General features: G+C 36.2%; 12 protein-coding genes and 3 pseudogenes. 7 read left to right on the forward strand and 8 right to left on the reverse strand.

All coding sequences use genetic code 11. The features are described 5' to 3' along the window. The 7 genes and pseudogenes from Q9Q86_RS12240 to Q9Q86_RS12265 form a co-directional block, all read right to left on the reverse strand. Entirely contained in the window at positions 1-2067 is a 2067-nt protein-coding gene (locus Q9Q86_RS12240; RefSeq protein WP_205669701.1) for a site-specific DNA-methyltransferase, read from the reverse strand. Positions 2068-2076: 9 nt separating this feature from the next. Further along, the gene (locus tag Q9Q86_RS12245; protein ID WP_112986532.1) at positions 2077-4095 is read right to left on the reverse strand and encodes an RNA-binding domain-containing protein; all 2019 of its coding nucleotides are present in this window, start codon (positions 4093-4095) and stop codon (positions 2077-2079) included. Positions 4096-4108: 13 nt separating this feature from the next. After that, positions 4109-4783 (reverse strand): DUF4391 domain-containing protein, encoded by a 675-nt coding sequence (locus Q9Q86_RS12250; protein ID WP_112986533.1) that lies wholly within the window; start codon positions 4781-4783, stop codon positions 4109-4111. A 2-nt stretch (positions 4784-4785) separates the two neighbouring features. Beyond that, positions 4786-8061: a helicase-related protein gene (locus Q9Q86_RS12255; RefSeq protein ID WP_112986534.1), complete on the reverse strand. Its 3276-nt coding sequence runs from the start codon at positions 8059-8061 to the stop codon at positions 4786-4788. A gap of 55 nt (positions 8062-8116) precedes the next feature. After that, positions 8117-9208 (reverse strand): HNH endonuclease, encoded by a 1092-nt coding sequence (locus Q9Q86_RS12260; protein WP_112986535.1) that lies wholly within the window; start codon positions 9206-9208, stop codon positions 8117-8119. After that, positions 9195-9761, reverse strand: a complete 567-nt coding sequence (locus Q9Q86_RS17495; protein WP_033133982.1) for a GIY-YIG nuclease family protein — start codon at positions 9759-9761, stop codon at positions 9195-9197. The genes Q9Q86_RS12260 and Q9Q86_RS17495 overlap by 14 nt, the downstream gene beginning before the upstream one ends. Before the next feature lie 54 nt (positions 9762-9815). Further along, a pseudogene (locus Q9Q86_RS12265) lies at positions 9816-10394 on the reverse strand (class I SAM-dependent methyltransferase); the annotation flags it as partial. A 151-nt stretch (positions 10395-10545) separates the two neighbouring features. Here Q9Q86_RS12265 and Q9Q86_RS12270 point away from each other — a divergent pair. Together Q9Q86_RS12270 and Q9Q86_RS12275 are read left to right on the forward strand one after the other, a co-directional pair. Beyond that, the gene (locus tag Q9Q86_RS12270; protein WP_005092535.1) at positions 10546-10875 is read left to right on the forward strand and encodes a DUF4236 domain-containing protein; all 330 of its coding nucleotides are present in this window, start codon (positions 10546-10548) and stop codon (positions 10873-10875) included. A 100-nt stretch (positions 10876-10975) separates the two neighbouring features. After that, complete coding sequence (locus Q9Q86_RS12275; protein WP_087547281.1) at positions 10976-11290, forward strand: hypothetical protein; 315 nt, start codon at positions 10976-10978, stop codon at positions 11288-11290. Between the two features lie 69 nt (positions 11291-11359). Here Q9Q86_RS12275 and Q9Q86_RS12280 read toward each other — a convergent pair. Further along, positions 11360-11623: pseudogene (locus Q9Q86_RS12280) on the reverse strand (hypothetical protein). 363 nt (positions 11624-11986) lie between these two features. On the opposite strand from Q9Q86_RS12280, the gene Q9Q86_RS12285 reads away from it, so the two are divergent. From Q9Q86_RS12285 to Q9Q86_RS12305, 5 genes and pseudogenes are all read left to right on the forward strand, one after another. Next, positions 11987-12661, forward strand: a complete 675-nt coding sequence (locus tag Q9Q86_RS12285; protein WP_004681107.1) for a hypothetical protein — start codon at positions 11987-11989, stop codon at positions 12659-12661. Next, positions 12662-14935, forward strand: a complete 2274-nt coding sequence (locus Q9Q86_RS12290; RefSeq protein ID WP_112986537.1) for a hypothetical protein — start codon at positions 12662-12664, stop codon at positions 14933-14935. Beyond that, a pseudogene (locus Q9Q86_RS12295) lies at positions 14919-18105 on the forward strand (site-specific integrase). Before Q9Q86_RS12290 ends, Q9Q86_RS12295 begins: the two are co-directional and overlap by 17 nt. A gap of 157 nt (positions 18106-18262) precedes the next feature. Further along, complete coding sequence (locus Q9Q86_RS12300) at positions 18263-18625, forward strand: antitoxin Xre/MbcA/ParS toxin-binding domain-containing protein (RefSeq protein ID WP_004647815.1); 363 nt, start codon at positions 18263-18265, stop codon at positions 18623-18625. 123 nt (positions 18626-18748) lie between these two features. Further along, positions 18749-21109: a DEAD/DEAH box helicase family protein gene (locus Q9Q86_RS12305; RefSeq protein WP_001060549.1), complete on the forward strand. Its 2361-nt coding sequence runs from the start codon at positions 18749-18751 to the stop codon at positions 21107-21109. The last annotated feature ends 277 nt before the right edge of the window (positions 21110-21386 follow it).

A 21386-nucleotide genomic window follows, 5' to 3' on the forward strand; every position in this document is an offset into this window, starting at 1 on the left:
TTAAAGAAATTTAACTTCAGTATCAGAAGAGAGCTGTTTAAAGCGTTCCTTGATATTAGTTTTATCATGATCGAGATGAATAGATTTTTCTGCTGAAACGAAGCGCAATGGATAGTCTTTGGCAACTTCATCAACAACATCAAATGTTAAATCATCAAAGCATGCGACAAGGCTATTACCAGCAACATAAAACACTTCTTTTTCTGCAATATTTTTACGTTCAATTGGCAATGAAAGTTCAAGCCCCCAATCCAACATCACTTGGAATAACAAGTCTTCAGAGGTACGATCTTCTTTAATATTGGATGCTAGATCTAAAAGATTAGATTGCTTCAAAGCATCAGGAGTGTAATACACATCCTTCATATTGGTTGAATCAATTTTTAAGACACGGAAACCAATATCTAAATTTTCGATACCTTCTCTATCTTTATTGTCATCTAGAATCTTTTTTCCCGCACGACGGATACGTTCTTTACCAAGTTCAGTTAAATATTCTGGTAAGTTATTAGCTTTTAAAAAATCTAAAGTTTCTTTAACTTGCTTTTTTGTACTTCCAGAAGAAAGAGCATAAGATCTATTCAAATCTTCAGGTATTTGAATTTGAATAAACTTTAACTCATACTCCATGGTGGAGTTTAATTGTAGTATTGCTTCAGCAGTCGAAGATGAGCCTGCAAAGAAATCTAAAACTATTGCATTTTTATCATTTCCAATATTTGATTTTATGAGTGCTTTTAATAAGGCTAATGGTTTTTTCCCATTTTTAAAGGGTACATAACCTTCATTATCTAGACCAGTTGTTTTGATATGCCCCCAAAAATCCCCTGGATGAACTGATAAATTTTGATCAGCGAAAATCATTTGTAATCTAGGTTTTTTACTATCTGATGAATAATCAGATTTTACTAAATATAGAATCCCTGTAGAGGATTTCACAAAAAATAATAGATTTTTATTGAAACCTTTTTTCTTATTAGCTAGTTGAAGTACACTTGCAGAAGTCGCGGATTGACAAATTCTCCAAGCATTATCAAATAACCACTTTTCCTTTTCTGTTTCTTTTAAATTTAGTGAGTTAAATTTTTCAGAAACTGATAATAAAGAAATTTTAGAAACTATTTCATCTAATATACTAATATCATCATCTGAAATATTTTCTCTTTCAGACATCTCATTAATTATTTTCTTTTCTTCTAAAGAAAAATTTTCAAGATAAATATTATATTCTTTATCCCAATTATCCTTTTCTATTTTATCAAAGAATAACCCATTAACTCCTCCATTTTTCTTAATAACCAACACATATTCTTTAAGTTTAGGGATAGTACCATTTTTTATGACACCACCCATTTTTAAACCACTTGCTTCACTCATCTTTACTGTAATAGTTTTATTTGAATTTTCTCCAAATATTTCATCACAAATCTTTTTTAAATTATGATATTCATTATCATCAATACTGATAAACATTACTCCGTCATCTGAAAGTAGATTCCTAGCTAACTTTAAACGACCATACATCATGCTGAGCCAATCAGAATGAAAACGCCCGTTACTTTCTGTATTTGCAATTAAACGGTTACCTTCTTCATCGATTTGATTCGATTTTTCAAAAAAAGCGTCTGTACTTTCCGTAAAGTCATCTTCGTAAATAAAGTCGTTTCCTGTGTTATATGGCGGGTCAATGTAGATTATTTTGATCTTACCTAAGTAATTCTCTTGCAGGAGTTTTAAGGCTTCTAAGTTATCGCCTTCAATAAATAAATTTTCTGTGGTGTCAAAACTTACACTCTCTTCACGGCATGGACGCAAAGTTTTTGCAATTGGGGCATTAGCCGTTAAAATGGCTTCTTTTTTACCGACCCAATCAAGACGATAGCGTTCCTGCTCACCTTCAACTAAAACTTGTGAAAGTTCTTGTTTAAGCAAGTCAAAATCAACGGCTTTTTTTAGCTCACCATTTTCACCTTGTGCTTCTGTAACACAGTTTGGAAATAGTGCTGCAATTTTTTCAATATTGGCATCAACAAGATTGGGTGAGTGCATTTTTAACTTGTCTGACATAATAAACTCTTAATTTTCTGAATGATTGAATTCGGTATTGGTACGGTATGCTTGCTTTTCATGCGTCGGTGTCGTTGGAAATGCAAGACAAAGCTGATTGGCTTTTACCATTGGCGATAAATAACGCTTTCTTAATGGGTCAGCCTTACGATTCAGCAATTCGCCCAAAGCGGAAATAGTAAAAAAATGCTCACTACAAAGTCGCAAAATAATATGTTGCATGACCTCTAAAGAAAGACGTTGTTTCATTCTCGCTTCATTCGCCAATACATAAAGACTTTCCCTAAAATCCTCAGACAGTTCCATTAAATTATCAATAATTGGAAAGTCCAAACGATCGCTACACAAACGCCCCATCTCATCTCTATATGATCCATTAGGTATAGAGCTCGACTCTTTAAGACCTAAGCTAGCGTCGTTAGAACCTAAGCTCGCTTCGTTAGAACCTGAGCTAGATTCACTTATTTCTTTATTTTGTTCATTAAAAATATCATCTGGCTGAACAATATCTACCCCAGCCAAGGTATATACAGAACCACGACCACCACTTGTATTTAGAAAGCCAAGTTTGACAAGATGTTGTAAATCACGAGTGATATCAACTGAATGTCCTGTCACAACAGTTTGTAAACGTGCATGTGTTACAGTGCCTTCAAGTTTAGCGATGGCAAGGGCAGCGCGCTCATTTTGCGTGAGTTCAGTAAAACTAGAGCCAAATTGTTGCATCAATTGCTGCATGGTGTCAGATGGAAATAAATCGACCATGGTCATTTCGAGAAGGGTTTGATTATTGGGTTGTCGCTTCTCATGTAAATAAGGTGGAATCCAATGCTGAGAATGCCACCCAGATAGGATTTTTGGAATTCCTGAACCTGCTTGCTCGCCCACATTAATAAGTCTAAACATTTGATGTAGTTTGCGATTACGACAGTCGGATTCACTACCCTTTAGTGCATGCTCTAGTGGAATCCGCATCAGCCCAGGATTTCGGAAACCGAACATATCGGGACGTTTTACAATTAGGACCGAAGCTCGATCTGTATAATCCGCATGTACAATACAATTCACCAAAGCTTCACGTAATGCAATATGAACTGGTGTATCTTCTTGACGCACTCCATCTTTAAGCTCAAACGGAATTTTTAAATCTTGTATAAGTTTATTATAAACCTTACGGTAAAAGTCATATAAATTCCCGCTCCAAGAACCATCGGGCACGACGCGATCAACCCAACGCGCTTCTGTTTGCGCATGAGGTCGTTCTTGATAGTCCACCATGTAGTTTGGAAATACCTCAGCTATTGTATGCTGCATTCCAAACATCAATAATCCCGCTTTAGTTAGACCGTACGCACCTGTTTCACGGTTAATCCCATAAGCTCCGATACGACGTAAAAAATCTATATCAACCAAGTCATTTAATTCAGCATTAGGATTTAAATTACTATATCGTTGTCGATAAGACCTTAATGACTCTATCGCTAAATCATCTAACCCAAAATTCGGAAGAATTTCGTCATCTCGACCATCATGTGCTTGTTCAGCCAACATGCGTTTGACATGTTCATCATCAAGTTTATAGTCACCCTCATTCTGACGAACATAAGTATTATTGAGTGGATTATTATTTAAATAAATTGGCTGCTGCTTTCGTGACGCTCTAGGCACAGCAATCACTAGCAAACATTTACCATCAACTTGCCATTCTCGAACAAACTGATCGGTTAACAAATTTTTATTAATCTTTGCAGGATTATTCAGCGTATTAAATAAATCTGCTTTGATCCGAATAAGATTTTCTATACCACGTGCTTCAAATGTGTCATTTTTTAACTCTTTAGCACCTAGAATAATAATGCCACCATCCGTATTTGCAAAAGCACTGTATGTTTCCCAAAGGCTTTTTGGTAAACCACCTTTTCCATCCTGACCAATAGCTAATTTGCACTCAATATCTACGCTTTCTCGTAGAAGGGCAAAATTTCCTGCGATCAATTGCTCTAACTGCTGAATAATGGAATTTATCATTTTATATCAACCATTAATGAATACGGTTTATCTGTAATTGCAAATTTTGCAATTGTTTATTCAACTCAACTCTACGATTAAATTGCTTTTCATTTCTTAACTTGGATTTCAGCTTATCAAGCTGCTTTTGCAAGCTTTCAAGTTGTTGAGATTTTTGCAATTGAAGTTCAATAGAAACGGATTCATCATCGTTTTCTTGATCTTTACTTGATGCAATCGGCAATATTTGGGTGATGAAATGTTCATATAGATCAGCCAGTTTTAAGTAAAGGGGCAATTCAATACGATCATGATCTTCTAGCCACTCAGAAGCATAATATTGACCTATCACCGCTTTAGTTTTGTCTGCTTGATTCAAACGTTTATAGGTTGCAACAACTTTCACTTTATCTTGATAAACAACTTCAAAAATAATTGGAGTGAGAATGAGTTTATCAATGAAAGATAGAATTGACACATCTAAATCTTCAACCCGACTTTTTACTCGAAAGATTTGAATTTCCTTCAAATCTTCCTGATCTTGGAGGTGAATTGTAGATGAAGCCAACTTGTACGCCCACCGTATATTTTCCACTTGATTAACAAATAGCTGTTCTATCTTGGTATTGGCTTTTCCTTGTTCATAAAACTTATTTTTCGGAATTAACCGATCCACTTTAGCCTGCTGCGGAAACTTGTATAACTTCATGCTTAAGGTTCTTCAATCACAATAAAGCTAATCAGCTCAAAGTCGTTTAATCCAGAAACCACATCTACCAACGCTGATGTAGTCAAGCCTGAAAACAGGCTATCAATATCCTTTTCCGCTTTTACGTCCTGAATGGTATGAATCACAATATCCAACAATTCTGAATATTGGCTCATATCTCGTCCATCATTGGTTTTATCATTAAACTTTTCATACGCTTCAGGAATCGGATGATCTTTTCCTCGACATGCTTTACGTGCTAGATCCAATAAATATTTGGCTTGGGTGTAGTCATAAACGACTTCACCGCCTTGATTAATATAAACTAAGTAATATGGATATAGGCGGTTGCTTTGGCTGTTAGGCGACTCAGGATGTCGTGCTCTTAGGGTGAAAATGACTCCCGCATTTAAACCGAGTTCTGGCTGTGCAGGCACAACAGTATGTAGTCCATTCGGTAATCGCTCCAATTCAGGATGCTCTTCCATATAGCCAAGCAAATCCATACGGAAGTCATTCAAACCTAAATCAGTAATAGAAACACCTGTGTTGGCATCTTCCAAGTCTAAAACTTCAGTTTGTAGCTTCTGTAATTGTTCACGACGATAGGCAATATCATTGGCTTGAGCACTGAGAACGTTATCATCTCCCGTACTAGTCATATCGACGATCACCATGCGATTCTCGACCCGTTCACGCAAGTTAATATATTCATCCAGACTAATATCAGGCCAGTAATTAACGAGCTGAATGACGCTGTTTGATGAGCCAATACGATCCACACGCCCAAAACGTTGAATGATGCGTACAGGATTCCAGTGAATATCGAAATTAATCAAATAATCACAGTCCTGTAAGTTTTGACCTTCGGAAATACAGTCCGTTGCAATAAGCACATCAATTTCTCTGGACTCTTCAGGAAATATGTCTGCTTTTTGCTTTGATTGTGGAGAGAATAGAGTCAGTAAGCCCTGCATATCATAACTTTGACGACTTCCCACTCTGGTCTTAATCGTTGAAGTATTATCACTGCCGATCACTTTGGCACTGTGCAGACCGTAGGTTTCTAGCAAAATCGGAGCAATATGCTCATAGATATAATTCGCTGTATCCGCAAAGGCAGTAAATATGATGACTTTACGGTTATTGGCATTAATTGGGTTCTGAATTTTCTCAACAACATGCGCTTTAAGATGTTGTAGTTTGGCATCCTTTTCAGCATTAATTGGCTGAATCATTCGCAATAAACCGAGAATAATGTGGTAGTCACCATCTAGATCCGTTTTCCAACTCAACAGATCCATATCAGCCAAATGAATTTTGAGCTTATTACCAATTAGATCTTCAGTATTGAGTAACTCACCATTCTCATCCTCATCATAGCCAAAGTCTGGTGAAAGACTGACCTCATCATCCGCCTGACGAGCTTCAAAGTCCGCAATTTTAGTGAGTACATTTTCAATATTTTTCTTTAAAACGTTCAATGTCAGCCTAAACGCATGGACAGAACTTTCTAGGCGTTTCAGTAAGTTGACCGTCATCAAGGCCTGTAAACTTTTTTCACGGTCTACCTGTCTTAATTTACCTTTGCCTTCTACACGAGTATCAAAAATTTCTTCATACTTTTTTAAAGCACTTGGAAAGATATAGCTGACTGGCGCATAGACTGACATCTTGATTAAAGACAGATCTGCATAAATTTGATTCAGAGAAACGCTATCCTGATCAGTTGATAATGCACAACGGAATGAAATCGGCTTGAGTCGTTGAGGGAACTGTCCAATATCTTTGGTGTCATAGAAAGTTTGGATGTGTTTTCTTGAACGAGCAATTGTCACGCTATCCAACAGCTTAAAGAAATCGAAATCTAGAAGGTTCAGAATCGCTTGAGTTGTCCGTTGGGCAGGATCTAGTTTTGCCCAGGCATTAAAACTGGCCTGTGCTCTACGGAATACGGTTTCGATATCACGTTCAGTATCGAGCTTATTTTCCAATAACGCTGCATTGCCTTCATAAGCAAGGGCGAGCTGATTCTTAAGGTCAGTAAAGTGATTGTTTACTGGCGTAGCAGATAACATTAACACTTTAGTTTTCACGCCCTGACGAATCACTTGATTCATTAAGCGGTCATAACGTGTTTCACGATCCTTAAATGTGCCACGGTTACGGAAGTTATGAGACTCATCAATCACCACTAAGTCATAGTTGCCCCAATTGATTTTCGCCAAATCTATACCTAGGGTTTCACCACCTTTGCGAGAGAGATCGGTGTGATACAGCACATCGTAGCTAAAACGGTCTTTGGCAAAGATGTTCGTGACTAGATTGGCGTTATAATTCGTCCAGTTCGCTCCCAATTTCTTAGGACATAAAACTAGAACACTCTTGTTTCGTAATTCGTAGTATTTGATTACGGCCAATGCGGTAAAGGTCTTACCCAAACCAACACTATCCGCCAAGATACAGCCATTATAGGTTTCAAGTTTATTGATAATGCCTACGGCTGCATCTTTTTGGAAATTGAACAGCTTATTCCATACTAAGGTATCTTGATAACCTGTCAGGTCATTCGGCATCACATCTGCATTGATATCTTCTAAAAAATCTTTGAAGATGTTGTAAAGCATTAAAAAGTAAATACGTTCAGGTGGATTTTCCTGATAGACAGACTCAATGTGTCGAATAATTTCACTGGTGACATCGTCAACTTTTGAGGGGTCATTCCAAATTTGATTGAATAGCTGAATATAGGTTTGCACCATCGGCTGCTCATCAAAGCAATTGACCATATTGGAAATCGCATTGCCTTTTTCAAAACCGAGTCCCATCGGGGTAAACCCTTGAATAGGCATATAGGTTAAAGACTGCTCAGGTTTTTGGATGCTGATAAATTCCTGCATCGGCGCATTGCTATTATTTGACTTAAATTTTGCTTTTCGTCGTATCCAATCTGCACATTCTTTAGCAATTGCTTTTTGTGATAACTGATTTTTTAAGTGAATTTCAAATTCTGTCCCGTACAGACTGCTTTCACGATCTTGTTTAGGAATGACGAATTCACGTTTTTCCTTTTTTAGCTTATCTGTGACGTTATCAGCGACAAAGGTTGGAGATGTAAAAACAAATTGCAGCTCTTCGATCTTTTCTAATTCTTTTTTTAAAGCAGCGTAAGCATAGATGGAGAAATAGGAAGCAGCGATCTTTAATCTGGACTTACTACTGAGATTTCCCCCAATATCTGAACCTAATGTGCTGTTGATGTTATCAATGAGTTTCATTTGTCAAATGCAGTAATTAAGACAATATGATAATAGCTGATATTTTTCTTATTAATTAAATTATCACTTTGTTCTCACAACGAATTTCTATAAGTTTAGAGACTAGTTTTTTTTCACTACCACCCAACCAAACCAAATACTCATTCTCAACTGCCTGTCTGTATGCCCAATCAGCTACCCGATGCGAACGCTGAATATCGGTTAAAAAACCCAATTGAGAAATCTCTTGTGTGATCAGCTGATCATGTAAATGATTCCGTTCCAGCCATTGATTCAAGAACTCTTCCGAGGCCAGATAGTTACTTTTCTGAGAGTTACATTTGTCATCTGCCAGGACAAAGTTATGCCCCGTATCTGCTGGGTAAAGTGACCACGGTATAAAGTGATCTACTGCGTATTTATTGTTTTTAAGACTCTTGCCACAGTAGAAACACTGACATTCTTGTAGGTCAATGAGAAAGTTTGCGACTTGCCCCAATTGACTACGACTAGGAGCAAACATAAATTCATCCAAATCAGGTAGCCCATCCAAGACAACAAGGTTTTGTTTATTCAGTCGAACAAAGTCAATCCAACGTTTCTGACACAACTCTTCAATGATTTCACTAAATTGTCTTAAGCAATACATCACCTTGGGCAACAGCTTGAGGGACTGCTTGGAATCTTCAAGATTATAGAGAAATTCTACGGTTTGACCATTTAAATTCTGCAAATATACTACCGGCATTTGCTTTACCGTTGTCGCAACTGTTCGCTTCAGCCTGTTCCAGTAAAGTACATCCTTTCTCAACGCGGCCAAGGTCTTGAATTGTTGCTGTGCATTCTGAATTTCACTGATGATCTTTGCCTGCTTACCAGTGCTTTGATGAATAGTAAAAGGCTCATACTGGTTAAACTGAAACGGCAGTGACTGTTTCCAGTACAGGTCAATAAACTTTTCCGCAATATCCTGATATTCCAAATGCAAGGCAGCACCGGTATCTTGACCCTGTTCAATCGCCAGACGCGTGATACTTATCAGCAAAGCAAACTTATATGTCGAAGTAAACGTCCCTGACTGCAATATCTGCTGAATATGCTTCAAGAATTTCAGCTGCTCGTTGGGTGTAGGTTTATTATTTTCTATAAAGTGATCATCCTGCCACATGTTGAAGCTTCACCTGTCTTTGTAATCCTGCTTCCGTAGCGATTTCCATCATTTTCGCATTTTGAATGGCTTTTTTACGCATAGCTGAAAGGGTTTTTTTAAACTCGTGCTGATTACCTTTCAAATTGAGTGGCAGTATCGTTTGTTCAAAAACCTTTTCCTCAACATTCCAAGGTTCTTCACAAATTATCCAGGACACATATGCATTATCTTCAAGCCATGCATCCAGCCATTGCTCACCTGAATGCGTGAAAGTCATGCGATTACCTGACCCTACTCTTCTAAGCGGATACCCACTCATCTCAGCCAGAAGTATGCCCAATGTTCGTCTTAGTGTTGAACCTTCTGCATTACCTGTAAAGTGTGTTTTAAGCCGTATTCTCAAGTTTGATTTACTATTTGGTTTAGTCTTTTTGTCAGGCGATATGCCAACATACAACAAAGTGTATTCTTGATACGTTATACAGTTTTTTGTTGGGATTCCCAGTGGATTTGTTTTGAACCACCAAAAATAAATCCCGTGTTCTGCAGGAATCAAAGAGGGCTCTTTCATTAACTCGGCACGACTGTATAAACGCTGTGGGTAATAATCAAAAGCATGTGATTGCTTTTTCCATATTACGTTGATCCACTCTTCTGTACGGTCTGGACGTTTATCTACAGTAATCCATTGCTGTAACAGTAAAGCCTGATCTATTTGTTTGAGTAAGTCGTAAGCTTGCTGCTCATTCAAGTCAGTAAAGCTGCGCCCTTCTTTCTCACGGTCTGTATCGCCATATTTAAAAGACATATAACACACACCATTTGGCTTTAATGCTTTAAATATGCGCGCCAGCACTTCAGTCAGGCGATCTCTTTCACAGTGCAAAAGAGAAGCACAGGCCCAAATACCATCATACTTAGCTACTTCATTCAGCTCATAAAAACTTTGCTGACGTACATTGATGCCTGTCAGCTCTCTCGCCTTTTCAACCAGCTCGGCAGAATAATCAATTGCCTCAACTTGATAGCCTTTTTTCTTAAATGCCAAAGTGTCCCGCCCCGAGCCACAGCCCAAATCCAGGATCAATGCCTGTTCGGGCAAATATCTTAGAAATGGTGCGTAAAGACTTTCCATCTCAACCTGATAGGTATTTTCAAAAAATGCTTGAGCATGTTGATTGTAATAATTTGATGTTTGATTCATTGTCTAAAAGCCAATATCTTATGTTAAAGAACATACTGATATTTCACTAGATAAGTCAAATGATCAGTCCTATGAATGAATCAAACTCTTATTTCACTTTATCCGGACAACTCAGATAGAAACCAAACTGGTTCTTGTAAATGGAAAAAATATGGGCTTCAGATTTCGCAAGAGTATTAAAATATTACCTGGATTAAAAATCAATCTGACGCATAAAGGCATCAGCAGTGCAAGCATTGGCAAACCTGGTGCTTCTTTAAATATTGGCAAAAAAGGCACCCGAACCAGCGTTGGTATTCCTGGCACAGGCCTATCCTATTCCAAGCACCAACCCTATAAAAACAGAGTTGGCAACCAAGAAAATCCTGCTCAGGAACAACAACCGCTCTATACATCAGATACGGAGCAACCTAGGTCGAATGTCTGGATTTGGGTAATTTTTGGATTATTTTGTTTTATTGTCGGGGCAATTATTTTTTAAATTTAGCCATTCTTTGCACCCATAACATTCATTCCTATAGGCAAAATTTAATTCATTCATTACTATGGACAGATGTTAAATACAATAAAGGCTGCCACTGATGTCTGATAATGACAGTACTCTGGATTATGATGAAAATGATTTAATCGATTCTCCCTTGTCTCAAATTTTACAAGAGGATAATGAGCAAGTTGAAATTCTCATTTATCGATTACCTGATAGTAACTGGACACTGGAAGTGGTAAACCAAAATGGTACTTCTACGGTATGGGATGAAACATTCCCGTCAGATCAGGAAGCTCTATCTGTTGCTATAGATGGAATTAAAGCCGCAGGCGGTATTCAAGCATTTTCCGAACTCAGTGACCTCGAAGCAAAGAAAAATATTTTTCCTGAATTCCTTACTCGCCATTAAAAATGAAGCTGCTGGCTTGGATCTGAGTCAGTATTTTCTGGATTCTTAGAACCTGTCGTGATGATAGGTTCACTTCAACCCAAACCCATCTAGTGTTGAAGGGTCAAAATTTTCATCAAACATAAACTCATCTGCTCGCTCTTTTATTAATGTCGCCAAGGCATAAAAGAAACATTTCTCACATAACTGCAATTCATATCTTTCCCCGTCATGCTTGGAACCATAGCCTCAATGCGCCGATAAAGTTCCAAACTCCAATTTCGTTGATTGGTTGCATACATCACATACAACATCTGTAACGACTTCTACCTGTTTCAGTTGTTTAATTTCCATATACGGCTCCCGATATCAATCATGTTAAATTTGTCTACATACTTATCAAAAATTGATTCCTGTTTGGTTTTAATTACCATTAAAAAAGATCAAATTTGAGCATTGTTATTGTAATAATCAACTATACTCATCCCTACTGTATTCATTGTAATCTGCTATGTGAACATCATAATAGAAACATGATATTTTTTGCCAACTCACAAATATAGCTAACTAATAGTGAGTATCTAATCGAGGAGGAAAATTTGAAACTTTCAATAATAAATAAACTTTAAAAACAAGGAAAAAATGATACCTCCTGCCATATTCAAAAACTCTAAATATACGTGAATATTGCTGTATTATTTTTATTCAATAGCACACATGGATCTGACATCTGAACTACTTTTGAAGTTTCCAGCAACACAGATAAGTACTCTAAAAAATTTCAAAAAAAGCAGAATCACCATTCATCCACAAGCGTATGGTTTCAACTTATGCTACTTAAATATGTTTAAAAATCTCACTGCAGATTTAGATATTTCTAATCGCATAAAAGAACTCCATGTGTGGAAAACTTCAGAATTTGATGGCTACTCCATTTTCAATAATATTCACTTATATCTTAGCTATTTAAAGCAAGATATTAATGAAGTCACTTTAATTATTCACAATCAACAATCTTTTTCAGATGATGAGTTAGCATTTCTGATGGAGTTATGCAGTCGTGAATTTATTCAATTCATCAAATCTACAAAATTTGACATTAAGCCTTTGAACCCACGAAAAACATTGCACTTGATTAATACACATCTTTCACGTCAAACACTATTAACTCTTAACAAAGAATCATCTTTGAAGCCACACCATCAAATGAGCCTAGAGTTACTTGCACACTTGCTTTCATGCTCTCGAAACCAACTCAATCAGCGGATGAAAAAGATCAAGCAAGAACGTACACAGATTTTTAATGAATTATCATTACACAGCAGATGTGTAAAAGATCTCTTAGATCACTCAAATAGCGATCTGAGTGCAGAAAAAATTTGGAGATCTTAAATGTCTAATGATCTAAACGAACATTTTGATTTACCAATGATTTCAATTAAAAGAACAATTGAAAAATTGTTCGGTGATGAGCAATTTGAACGTGCACAACATATCAACTTTGTGATTGAACTATTGTCTTCTCAACAGACTGACAACTGTCTAGATGGTCTCAATCTCGATTGCTTTGACATCGATGTAGAATTTCAGTCAAATCTGCCCAAACCTTCAGTAATCTCTTTTTCTAAAAAAGTTAAGATCAGTGATCTACCGATTACTTCATATGTCAATTCAATTTCGCAATTATCTGAATCGCAGACGCATGCAAAAAATTGGAATATTCTAGTTTTAAAAGCAGCAATTTATTTAATTGCTCTTCCTGAGCTCAAGCCAGATCTTTTTAAACAAGCGCACGCCGAACACTTCAATACAGTAAAGCGCTTATTCCAACGTTTTAGAACTGCAAATAAAAATTTAGATACTGAAAAAAAATATCATAATACAGAAGAATATAAACGCCTCTGGAATGTCTATCTTAAAGATCTAACGTTGAGCTTAGAACAATTTATTCAACATCTGATCACATTAGATACGGATGAATTGCCTGAGTTTGATCGCAATCTACTCAATGATATTCGGATTACTTTTAACTACATTTTAAAAAACAAAGCGAAGATTGCACGTGCAAGTATCGATACGCAGCTTCAACATCAGTTTCTTGATGAAGAACAATTCATTGAAGAAAGTATCGAAATCAAAAAAGGGGCTAAATCTAAAGCACTGAATATAGAAACCTTAATCGATGAGCCGATTAATCGACAAATTGTTGTCAATCCAACTGACGTCACACCACTCGCAGCACATTCAGAAACGAGTCAAAACTATGTTCTACCGCTTGTTGCAAAACATATTCAACGCAAAGAACATTTACTCACGTCGAGTAGTTTTTTTCCGAATCCATCTAGCGTGAACCATCTACTGAAAAGACTTCATGTGGACTACTCTGAACATCAAAATAAAAGTGCTTTAATCCTGATGCTCGCATTTTTGACAGGCAACAGTGTGAATGAGTGGCTATATATACAAAGCAAGCGAGCTAAAAACTTAAATAACCGCCAAAAATTGATCCATAAAAATGATCAATTCTTCTTAAGCAGTAAATTTAATGTATTTGAGAACCGTGATTTTGAGTATTCAACAAGCTTACTTAATCAGACGATCTATTTAGACATTCCAATCCCGAATCTATTCATTGAGGATCTCCGCAAAATGGATTCGGTTAGTTTCGATGATATACAGCAATATTTACGCAAATTAAGACAAGAATTATTGATTCCAAAACTATCTGTCGTAAAGGTGAGTTCTCTACTGCATCATACGGTTCTTGCAAAAACAGGGAGTAAACAACTCGCAGATTTAATCACAGGGATTGATGCCAATCAGTCATCATCTATTTCTTATTGTCATCAGAATATTCCACGATTACATGCACAATATGTTGATATTCTAAAATCACTTTGTGCAGATATAGCAAGCACATATGAAAGTTGTGTACCTTCGCCCCCTGATTCAATAATTCATTTTGGTAGTCGTAAAGCTCCAAAACCACAGATCATTACAGAGATTTTTGCTGTATTGAAGTTTAATATTTTTTCACAAGCTGAAGACGATCTGATTGCTATATACAACCACTACAACATATGGATGTGGCATATCCTCCTTCTTTTTACAGCAGCACGCCCCGTTGCTGAATTCCCTGGATTTCTTAAAAACTTTAATTTAAAACGCCAAATTTTGATGGTTTCTGACAAAGAAGCAGGCGGCCGCAATGGATTCGGACGTTTAATCCCACTTTGTTCATTTTTAGTTGAAGAGATAAAAAAATTCCTTAAATTTTTAGAATATTTTTCGATTCAAATCGCGATGAATTACCCACTTTTAAATGATGTCACACAACAAATAGAAACAAGTAAGTTACCCTTGCTTGGAATCATTCAAAATAACAAGTGGACACCACTAAGACCTTATACAGTCAAAAATTTATATCCTGAATTAGGACTTGCTCATGAAAATTGGCATCGCCACACAGCTCGTGCATTTTTGACTCATAAATTTTCTGAACCTGAAATTTTAGCTCTCTTTGGACATGAGCTCATGCAACAAGAAGCAGCACATCCTTTTTCCAGTTTATCACTATCTCAATTTTCTAAAATTGCGAATGTTTTAGAGCAAATGAAAGATCAATTTAAAATTAGCGGGATTGAAGTTCATGTCATCATTCAATAAAAAAATCCCAAAAAAACGCTATGCTGAAGATAGACGTCAATTCAAACGAGATGAGCCTAAAAAGGACATACGAGCTGATGCAGAACAAGAGCTCCGACAATACTTTGATGAACAAAAATTCTCAAATGAAGACTTAATTCAAGCTTATCCTGCAATTTATGAGTTTATTAAACGTAAAGCACCGAATCTTGCCTGGAAAAAATATGCTCATGAAATTCTTCCGAACATATATCAAAGACCTCAATAAAAGTAATAACCTAGACCTCCCTCTACCTTATCTCACCTTTGAGATGAAACGCGATGAACCAATTTTCACCCTAGATTGGATCCAAGCCGGTCATGAAATTGACATCATCCTCGAAAGACAGTGGGATTACTGGATTCTTGCTCAAGATAGTTCCGCTTTTTCTGATGATGAAATTATTGGGAATATTCTGCTTTGCTCAATGTTATACGGTGGATTAAATCAAACAGCTTCATTAAATGCTTTGCTCGAACATTTAAAAAACCCTGAAAAAATCCAAAAAATTTTCGATTTTAATATCATCTTTTTAGAGCCACTTTCTCCAAGCTATGGCGATCTATTTGTTGATGAAAAAACAATACGAAAATCGCGTAATTTTGTTCCAGATCAACTCACACGACTCTGGCTCATTCATTTTAATACAAGACAAATTCGTGACATCAGTCTAGATGTGAATGCGTATCTGCACCTCATTTTTCAAAAAATAAAACATCCATACACCAACGAGACTTTTAAGTTTTTACGTGACTACGCCAATTTTAATTGGCTACAACTACAGAATGCAGATATTGATCCTGCCCTCTCACAATGTTTGTTAGAAAACACTCTCACGTGTGGTTTATCAGAACATGAGTTTGAAAACTTTGCATTCCCAAAATTTAAAACTCAATTAAGTGATGAAATCGAACGAAATGTCTCTTCTACAGCCAAAGTCCTACCAGATCTCAATACGTCTGAAGCAGTAGAAAATGTGATATTTATTCATAAAAACTTGCTGAAAATTATTCGCACATCATCAACGGACCAACCCATTGCTAAACTCATTATTGATTTTTGCCTGCGTCACCAAGAGCAGTTTAATGAGTTTTCTAAGCGCATTATCTTATGGCTCATCAGTCTCTATCAACCAAGTTCAGAGCAAATAAAAGAATTATCAGCCACCTTTGATTTTGATACAACTCAGTACACGAAGGCATTTCAAGACAATCAAAAACTCGCAGATAGTTCAATCTATACATATTACACCCGAATTACAGAACCGTTTTTAACTCATGCCTTGCAATACATTGATGCCGATGAAGATGTTAACGATCTGCTGACCAAAATTTATCAACAAATCATCAGCAATACACGCCTTGCTGACGAATCCAATCAACCCGAATTTAAGAAGTCTAAAGACCAAACGATCCGCATGTTGAAACGTTTTCACACCTTCCAACAAATTGTTTTTCAAGCAGAAGATTTCGAACTTGAATTTATCTCATCGCAAAGTCGACCTCGTGCACGCATCATTGGTCACACAGCCTTCCAAGTAATATTAAAGAAGTTAAATCAGCTCTTACATGAACACTCCATCTCCGACCATTATTATAAATTATTAAAAATCATTTATATTTTGGCCTACCGTACTGGTATGCGTATTAACGAAATACTCGGGTTACGTGTAAAAGATATCGAGGGTTTAAATCAATTTTCTATCTGGGTTCAACCTTATGGTTCAAAAAAACAAGGGAATCAACATCTGCTCAAAACGGATAGTGCGGAACGGATTGTGCCTGCATACGCTTTGCTGAAAGATGATGAGTACCAATTCTTTAGCGATTTTGTTGTTGAAAAACGTTTAGAGAATAAGAAAGGTTTATACTTATTCAGCAACTTGAATGAAAATAAAAAACTGAATAAACACACTGTTACTGTGCCCCTAAAACTGATATTGAATCAGGTCTTTAAAGAGCATCATTACTCCTTTCACTCTTTTCGTCACACTGCAGCGAATCATTTATCGCTTTTACTGAACTGTGAATATGCACCACTTGTGCAAGAGCTGACTGACTACAGTGAAAACGAATATGAAAAAATTCGAGCTGAACTTCTTCAAAATCAACATGGACAAAACCATTGGTTTGTTATCGCCCATCTTTTAGGGCATATAGAACCCGTTGAAACTTTCAAAAATTATATTCACTTAAGTTATCTCATTGCTGGTCAAAAACTACTAAAACATCATCCAGATATGCCTAATGAATTGGCTAAAAAAATTATGGGCCACAATGCAACGTTTAAAAATTTGCAAATAACAAATGGTGAAAAAGACTTTAATTTTGAAAAAAACCAGGCCGTTCTAGCAACTATATTATTGAACGATCAAACAAAATGGCTTCAAAGTAATGCTACTGACATTTTAGATGAACTGTCGTTACAAATAGATCAATCCCATGATTTTTTTGCTTTCTTTGTTGGAACAGAAGATTCTAAAATTTCACTTCAACGCTTCTATGAAACGCTCAATATATTGGAGACTACTAAAGATCCTAAAAGTACAGCTCAACGTATGTGCTTGCCAGAAGAACTCGTCAATTATTGGTATGAAAATGCTCTAAATTTAGCAAACATTAAATCAAAAAAAGGGAATCCACGTTTATTTAGTATTGATAGCTCAACCCACTTAAAACCAGCAATGCTTGATAGCGCTGAAGAGCTTCATGCGGTGACTTATTTTTTTGAACATCTACAGAAAATAGCTCGTAAAAATCCAATACAAATTGCATGCGTCCTGAATGTATTTTTAAATCGAGTGACCGCATCACACACAGGTATCCATTATCGCTGGAAGGATATCAATCAACTCGAACATTTTTACTCCCAAGTTAAGGCTTTATTTCCTGCCAAATTTTGGCACTTATTTGGACAAGATTTGCAAACAAAGTTAGATGCTAAACAACAGCCTCAACTTTTCAAATTAGCAAAAGCATCAACAGAAAAACATCCATCAACTCAAGAGGAATTTCCTCGTCTACAACTCTACTCAGTAAAAGATGGTCATGCTCTTGCTGCATTTAAATTTTGCTTACATCTAGCTTGTATTGGCAGACCTCGATCTCTTGAACTGCAAGTTGAAGCTCTAAAAATCACTACATGCGGTTAAATAATTTAACCGTTGCTTCCTTATCAAATAATTTAACCGTTGCTTCCTTATCTAAAGCCAAACTTAATATATCTTTAGTAAAAATTGAGTGTCTGATCAACGATAATTAAATAGTATAAACTCTATGAATTAGCAGCGTCTGAAACAGGGATCGGTCATGCATACAACATCAGAAAAAACTGCAAAACAGAAAATGATATTAGCTAAGGCAGTTTTAGCTGCTGCTGAACGACTTGGTCTTGCACAGGATCAACTAGCCTTAATACTCAGTATAGATTCGGTGAAAACTTTAACCTCTCTTGAATTAGATCCCACTTCAAAACAGGGAGAAATCGCCCTCACTTTAATCCGTATTACCACATCACTAGATGCTCTGGCGGGTGGAGATACTACCTGGATGCAGCATTTCATGAAGTCATCAAATAAATTAACTAATGGCATTCCGGTAGAACAGATTCAAAATGCTCAGGGATTGTTCTCTGTTTTACAATTGCTAGAGGGTCTTCGAGCAAAACTTTAAAGAAATTAATGCATATAAATAATTTTGTATAATATTTTGAAAATTAATTGATTTATTATATTGTAATTCTTTAATTTAAGATTTGATATCAGGACAGTAATAGCTGTGTTTTAGGAAAAATCAGTGAATAATAAGTTAAAAGAAATTGCAGTTAGATTACAGCAAATTTTAGACCAAATCACATTATTACAAAATGAATATCAAAGCCTTTATCAAGAAAAAGAAAAACTTATATCGCTTGAAGAAAAAAATAAGAATTATTTATCAGCAGAAGAAAGACTTTTATTATTTTCTCAAAGGTTTATTGGACGAACTGATACCTTTGCTTATCGTTGGGAAAATAGCAGTGGAAAATCTGGTTATTCTGTTGCTTGTGCAAATGAGTGGAAACATGGCATTTGTTACAAACCTCAAATTAAATGTTCAGACTGTAAAAGCCGTCAACTATTACCCATCACACAAGAAGTTCTTTATTCTCATTTAACTGGACAGAAAGTTATAGGCATTTACCCACTATTAGCAACAGATCAATGTAGGTTACTCGCAGTAGATTTTGATAAATCAGATTGGAAAAATTGTGTAACTGCATTTTCTGAAGCGTGCTTATCTTTAAATATACCATTTTTGGTTGAGCGCTCTCGTTCAGGTAATGGCGCACATGTTTGGATATTTTTCTCTGAACCAATTGCAGCTAAGCAAGCTCGCTTAATGGGTGCAGGTATTCTAGATAAGGCCATGGAACTTTATCCAGCTCTAGATTTTGAATCTTATGATCGTATGTTTCCAAATCAAGATCACATGCCAGCAGGCGGATTTGGAAATTTAATAGCATTACCCTTACAAAAGCACGCAAGAGCGCTAGGAAATAGTACCTTTATTGACAGTAACTTTAATGCCTTTACTGACCCATGGACTGTTTTACAACAAACTGAATTAATGAGTTCTTCTGAAGTTAATAATATTGTGAATGAACTAGGCTACAATTTCATCGAACAGAATCAAACAGATGTTGACCATGAGGCTCCATGGGTAAAAAATATTCCTAAAAAAAATCAAAAGATCGCGGGATGTCCAGACGCTATTGAATTGGTATTCGCAAATATGATTCACATTCCAATTCAGACATTACCCTCTCAATTGATAGCTCAATTAAAAAGATTAGCCACTTTCTCCAACCCTCGTTTTTTTAAAGCACAAGCAATGCGTTTTTCAACGACAGGAATTCCAAGACACATATGCTGTGCCCGCCTTGAAGGACAATATCTCAGTTTACCACGAGGATGCCTAACAGATATAATTCACTTGCTTAATCAACAAGATACTAAAATAAAACTAAAAGATCAACGTACTAAAGGCAACATATTAGTCAATATAAATCTACTTACCGAATTATCCTCTGAACAGGAAATGGCATGTAAAAAAATCCTTGAACACGATGTTGGAGTTCTACATGCACCAACGGCTTTTGGAAAAACTGTTACTGCAATCTCTATCATTGCCAAACGCCAAACAAATACACTCATTATTGTTCATAACAAAGAACTTGTTTCTCAATGGAAAGAACGATTACATTCATTTTTAGCCGATGTCGAAATTGGTACAATACAAGGTGGAAAAGCCAAACCATCTAATCAAATTGACATTGCAACATATCAAAGTCTAATCAACCGTGTAAATAATTCAATCAAACCTATCGCCTTTAATTACGGACAAATTATCGTAGATGAATGCCACCATTTATCCGCACCAAGCTATGAATTTCTTCTCAGTGAAGTCAGTCCCTACTACATTCTCGGGTTAACTGCTACACCAGAACGTCAAGATGGGCATCAACCCATTATTTTCATGCAAGCTGGTTCTATTGTATACAAAGCGAAATCCAACAATCACACCCAGCTTAAAAAATTATTAATAAAAGTAAATTATGAAGGTGAATTCCCAGAAATTTTCTTTGGTACCGAAAATAAACCACATATTTCAAAGCTGATGCAACATCTTACTGAAGATACAGAACGTAATAATGCCATTATTAAAGATGTCTCTCATTGTATTCAAAATGGTCAGATCCCGTTAATTTTAACTGAACGTAGAAAACATGCCGAAAATCTTAGAAATAAGTTGAATGATTTAGGGTATAAAACATCTATTTTACAGGGAGGTATGAGCCATACAAAAAACATAAAAGAAAAACAAAATTTAGATGATGCTCATGTTGTGATTGCCACGGGAAAATACATTGGTGAAGGTTTTGATCTTCCTCGTTTAGATACCTTGTTCTTGGCATTCCCGATTTCATGGAAAGGCACTTTGGCTCAATATGTTGGGCGTATTCATAGATCAAATGAAGGTAAATTTGAAGTTCAGGTATATGATTATGTTGATGTTAACCATCCGATATTTGTCAAAATGTTTCAGAGAAGGAGTAAAAGTTATAAAGCTCTAGGCTATATTGTAGAACAATCACACAATAATATCGTTTTATAATTTTAGATCTATTGACACTACCCCAATTTTCAATCCATAAGATAATTAAACGTAAAGCCGCTTTTAAAATTCTAAATGTGTGGGTCTCCTTGGCATCAAAATAACTGGCCATCACAAAGGATGCGGGTCCGAATGCAAATTTTAACTGTATTTTCAGAGTCATTTCAGATCACTACGTAGCTAAGGCTGTTTTGCAGATCGAAATGATAAAATCATAAATTGCTTTTCAAGAAAAAAGAAACTAATATGTTTCTTATAACACTAAAAAGCAATAAAT

It is taken from the genome of Acinetobacter sp. A22, from assembly GCF_030913345.1.
In the GTDB taxonomy this organism is placed as follows: domain Bacteria; phylum Pseudomonadota; class Gammaproteobacteria; order Pseudomonadales; family Moraxellaceae; genus Acinetobacter; species Acinetobacter junii.

Excerpts from the sequence above, each read along its gene's own strand:
- Q9Q86_RS12270 (WP_005092535.1), top strand. The coding sequence starts at position 10,546 with ATGGGCTTCAGATTTCGCAAGAGTATTAAAATATTACCTGGATTAAAA.
- Q9Q86_RS12275 (WP_087547281.1), top strand. The coding sequence starts at position 10,976 with ATGTCTGATAATGACAGTACTCTGGATTATGATGAAAATGATTTAATC.
- Q9Q86_RS12250 (WP_112986533.1), bottom strand. The coding sequence starts at position 4,783 with ATGAAGTTATACAAGTTTCCGCAGCAGGCTAAAGTGGATCGGTTAATT.
- Q9Q86_RS12285 (WP_004681107.1), top strand. The coding sequence starts at position 11,987 with ATGGATCTGACATCTGAACTACTTTTGAAGTTTCCAGCAACACAGATA.
- Q9Q86_RS12245 (WP_112986532.1), bottom strand. The coding sequence starts at position 4,095 with ATGATAAATTCCATTATTCAGCAGTTAGAGCAATTGATCGCAGGAAAT.
- Q9Q86_RS17495 (WP_033133982.1), bottom strand. The coding sequence starts at position 9,761 with ATGAAAGAGCCCTCTTTGATTCCTGCAGAACACGGGATTTATTTTTGG.
- Q9Q86_RS12290 (WP_112986537.1), top strand. The coding sequence starts at position 12,662 with ATGTCTAATGATCTAAACGAACATTTTGATTTACCAATGATTTCAATT.
- Q9Q86_RS12300 (WP_004647815.1), top strand. The coding sequence starts at position 18,263 with ATGCATACAACATCAGAAAAAACTGCAAAACAGAAAATGATATTAGCT.
- Q9Q86_RS12255 (WP_112986534.1), bottom strand. The coding sequence starts at position 8,061 with ATGAAACTCATTGATAACATCAACAGCACATTAGGTTCAGATATTGGG.
- Q9Q86_RS12240 (WP_205669701.1), bottom strand. The coding sequence starts at position 2,067 with ATGTCAGACAAGTTAAAAATGCACTCACCCAATCTTGTTGATGCCAAT.
- Q9Q86_RS12260 (WP_112986535.1), bottom strand. The coding sequence starts at position 9,208 with ATGTGGCAGGATGATCACTTTATAGAAAATAATAAACCTACACCCAAC.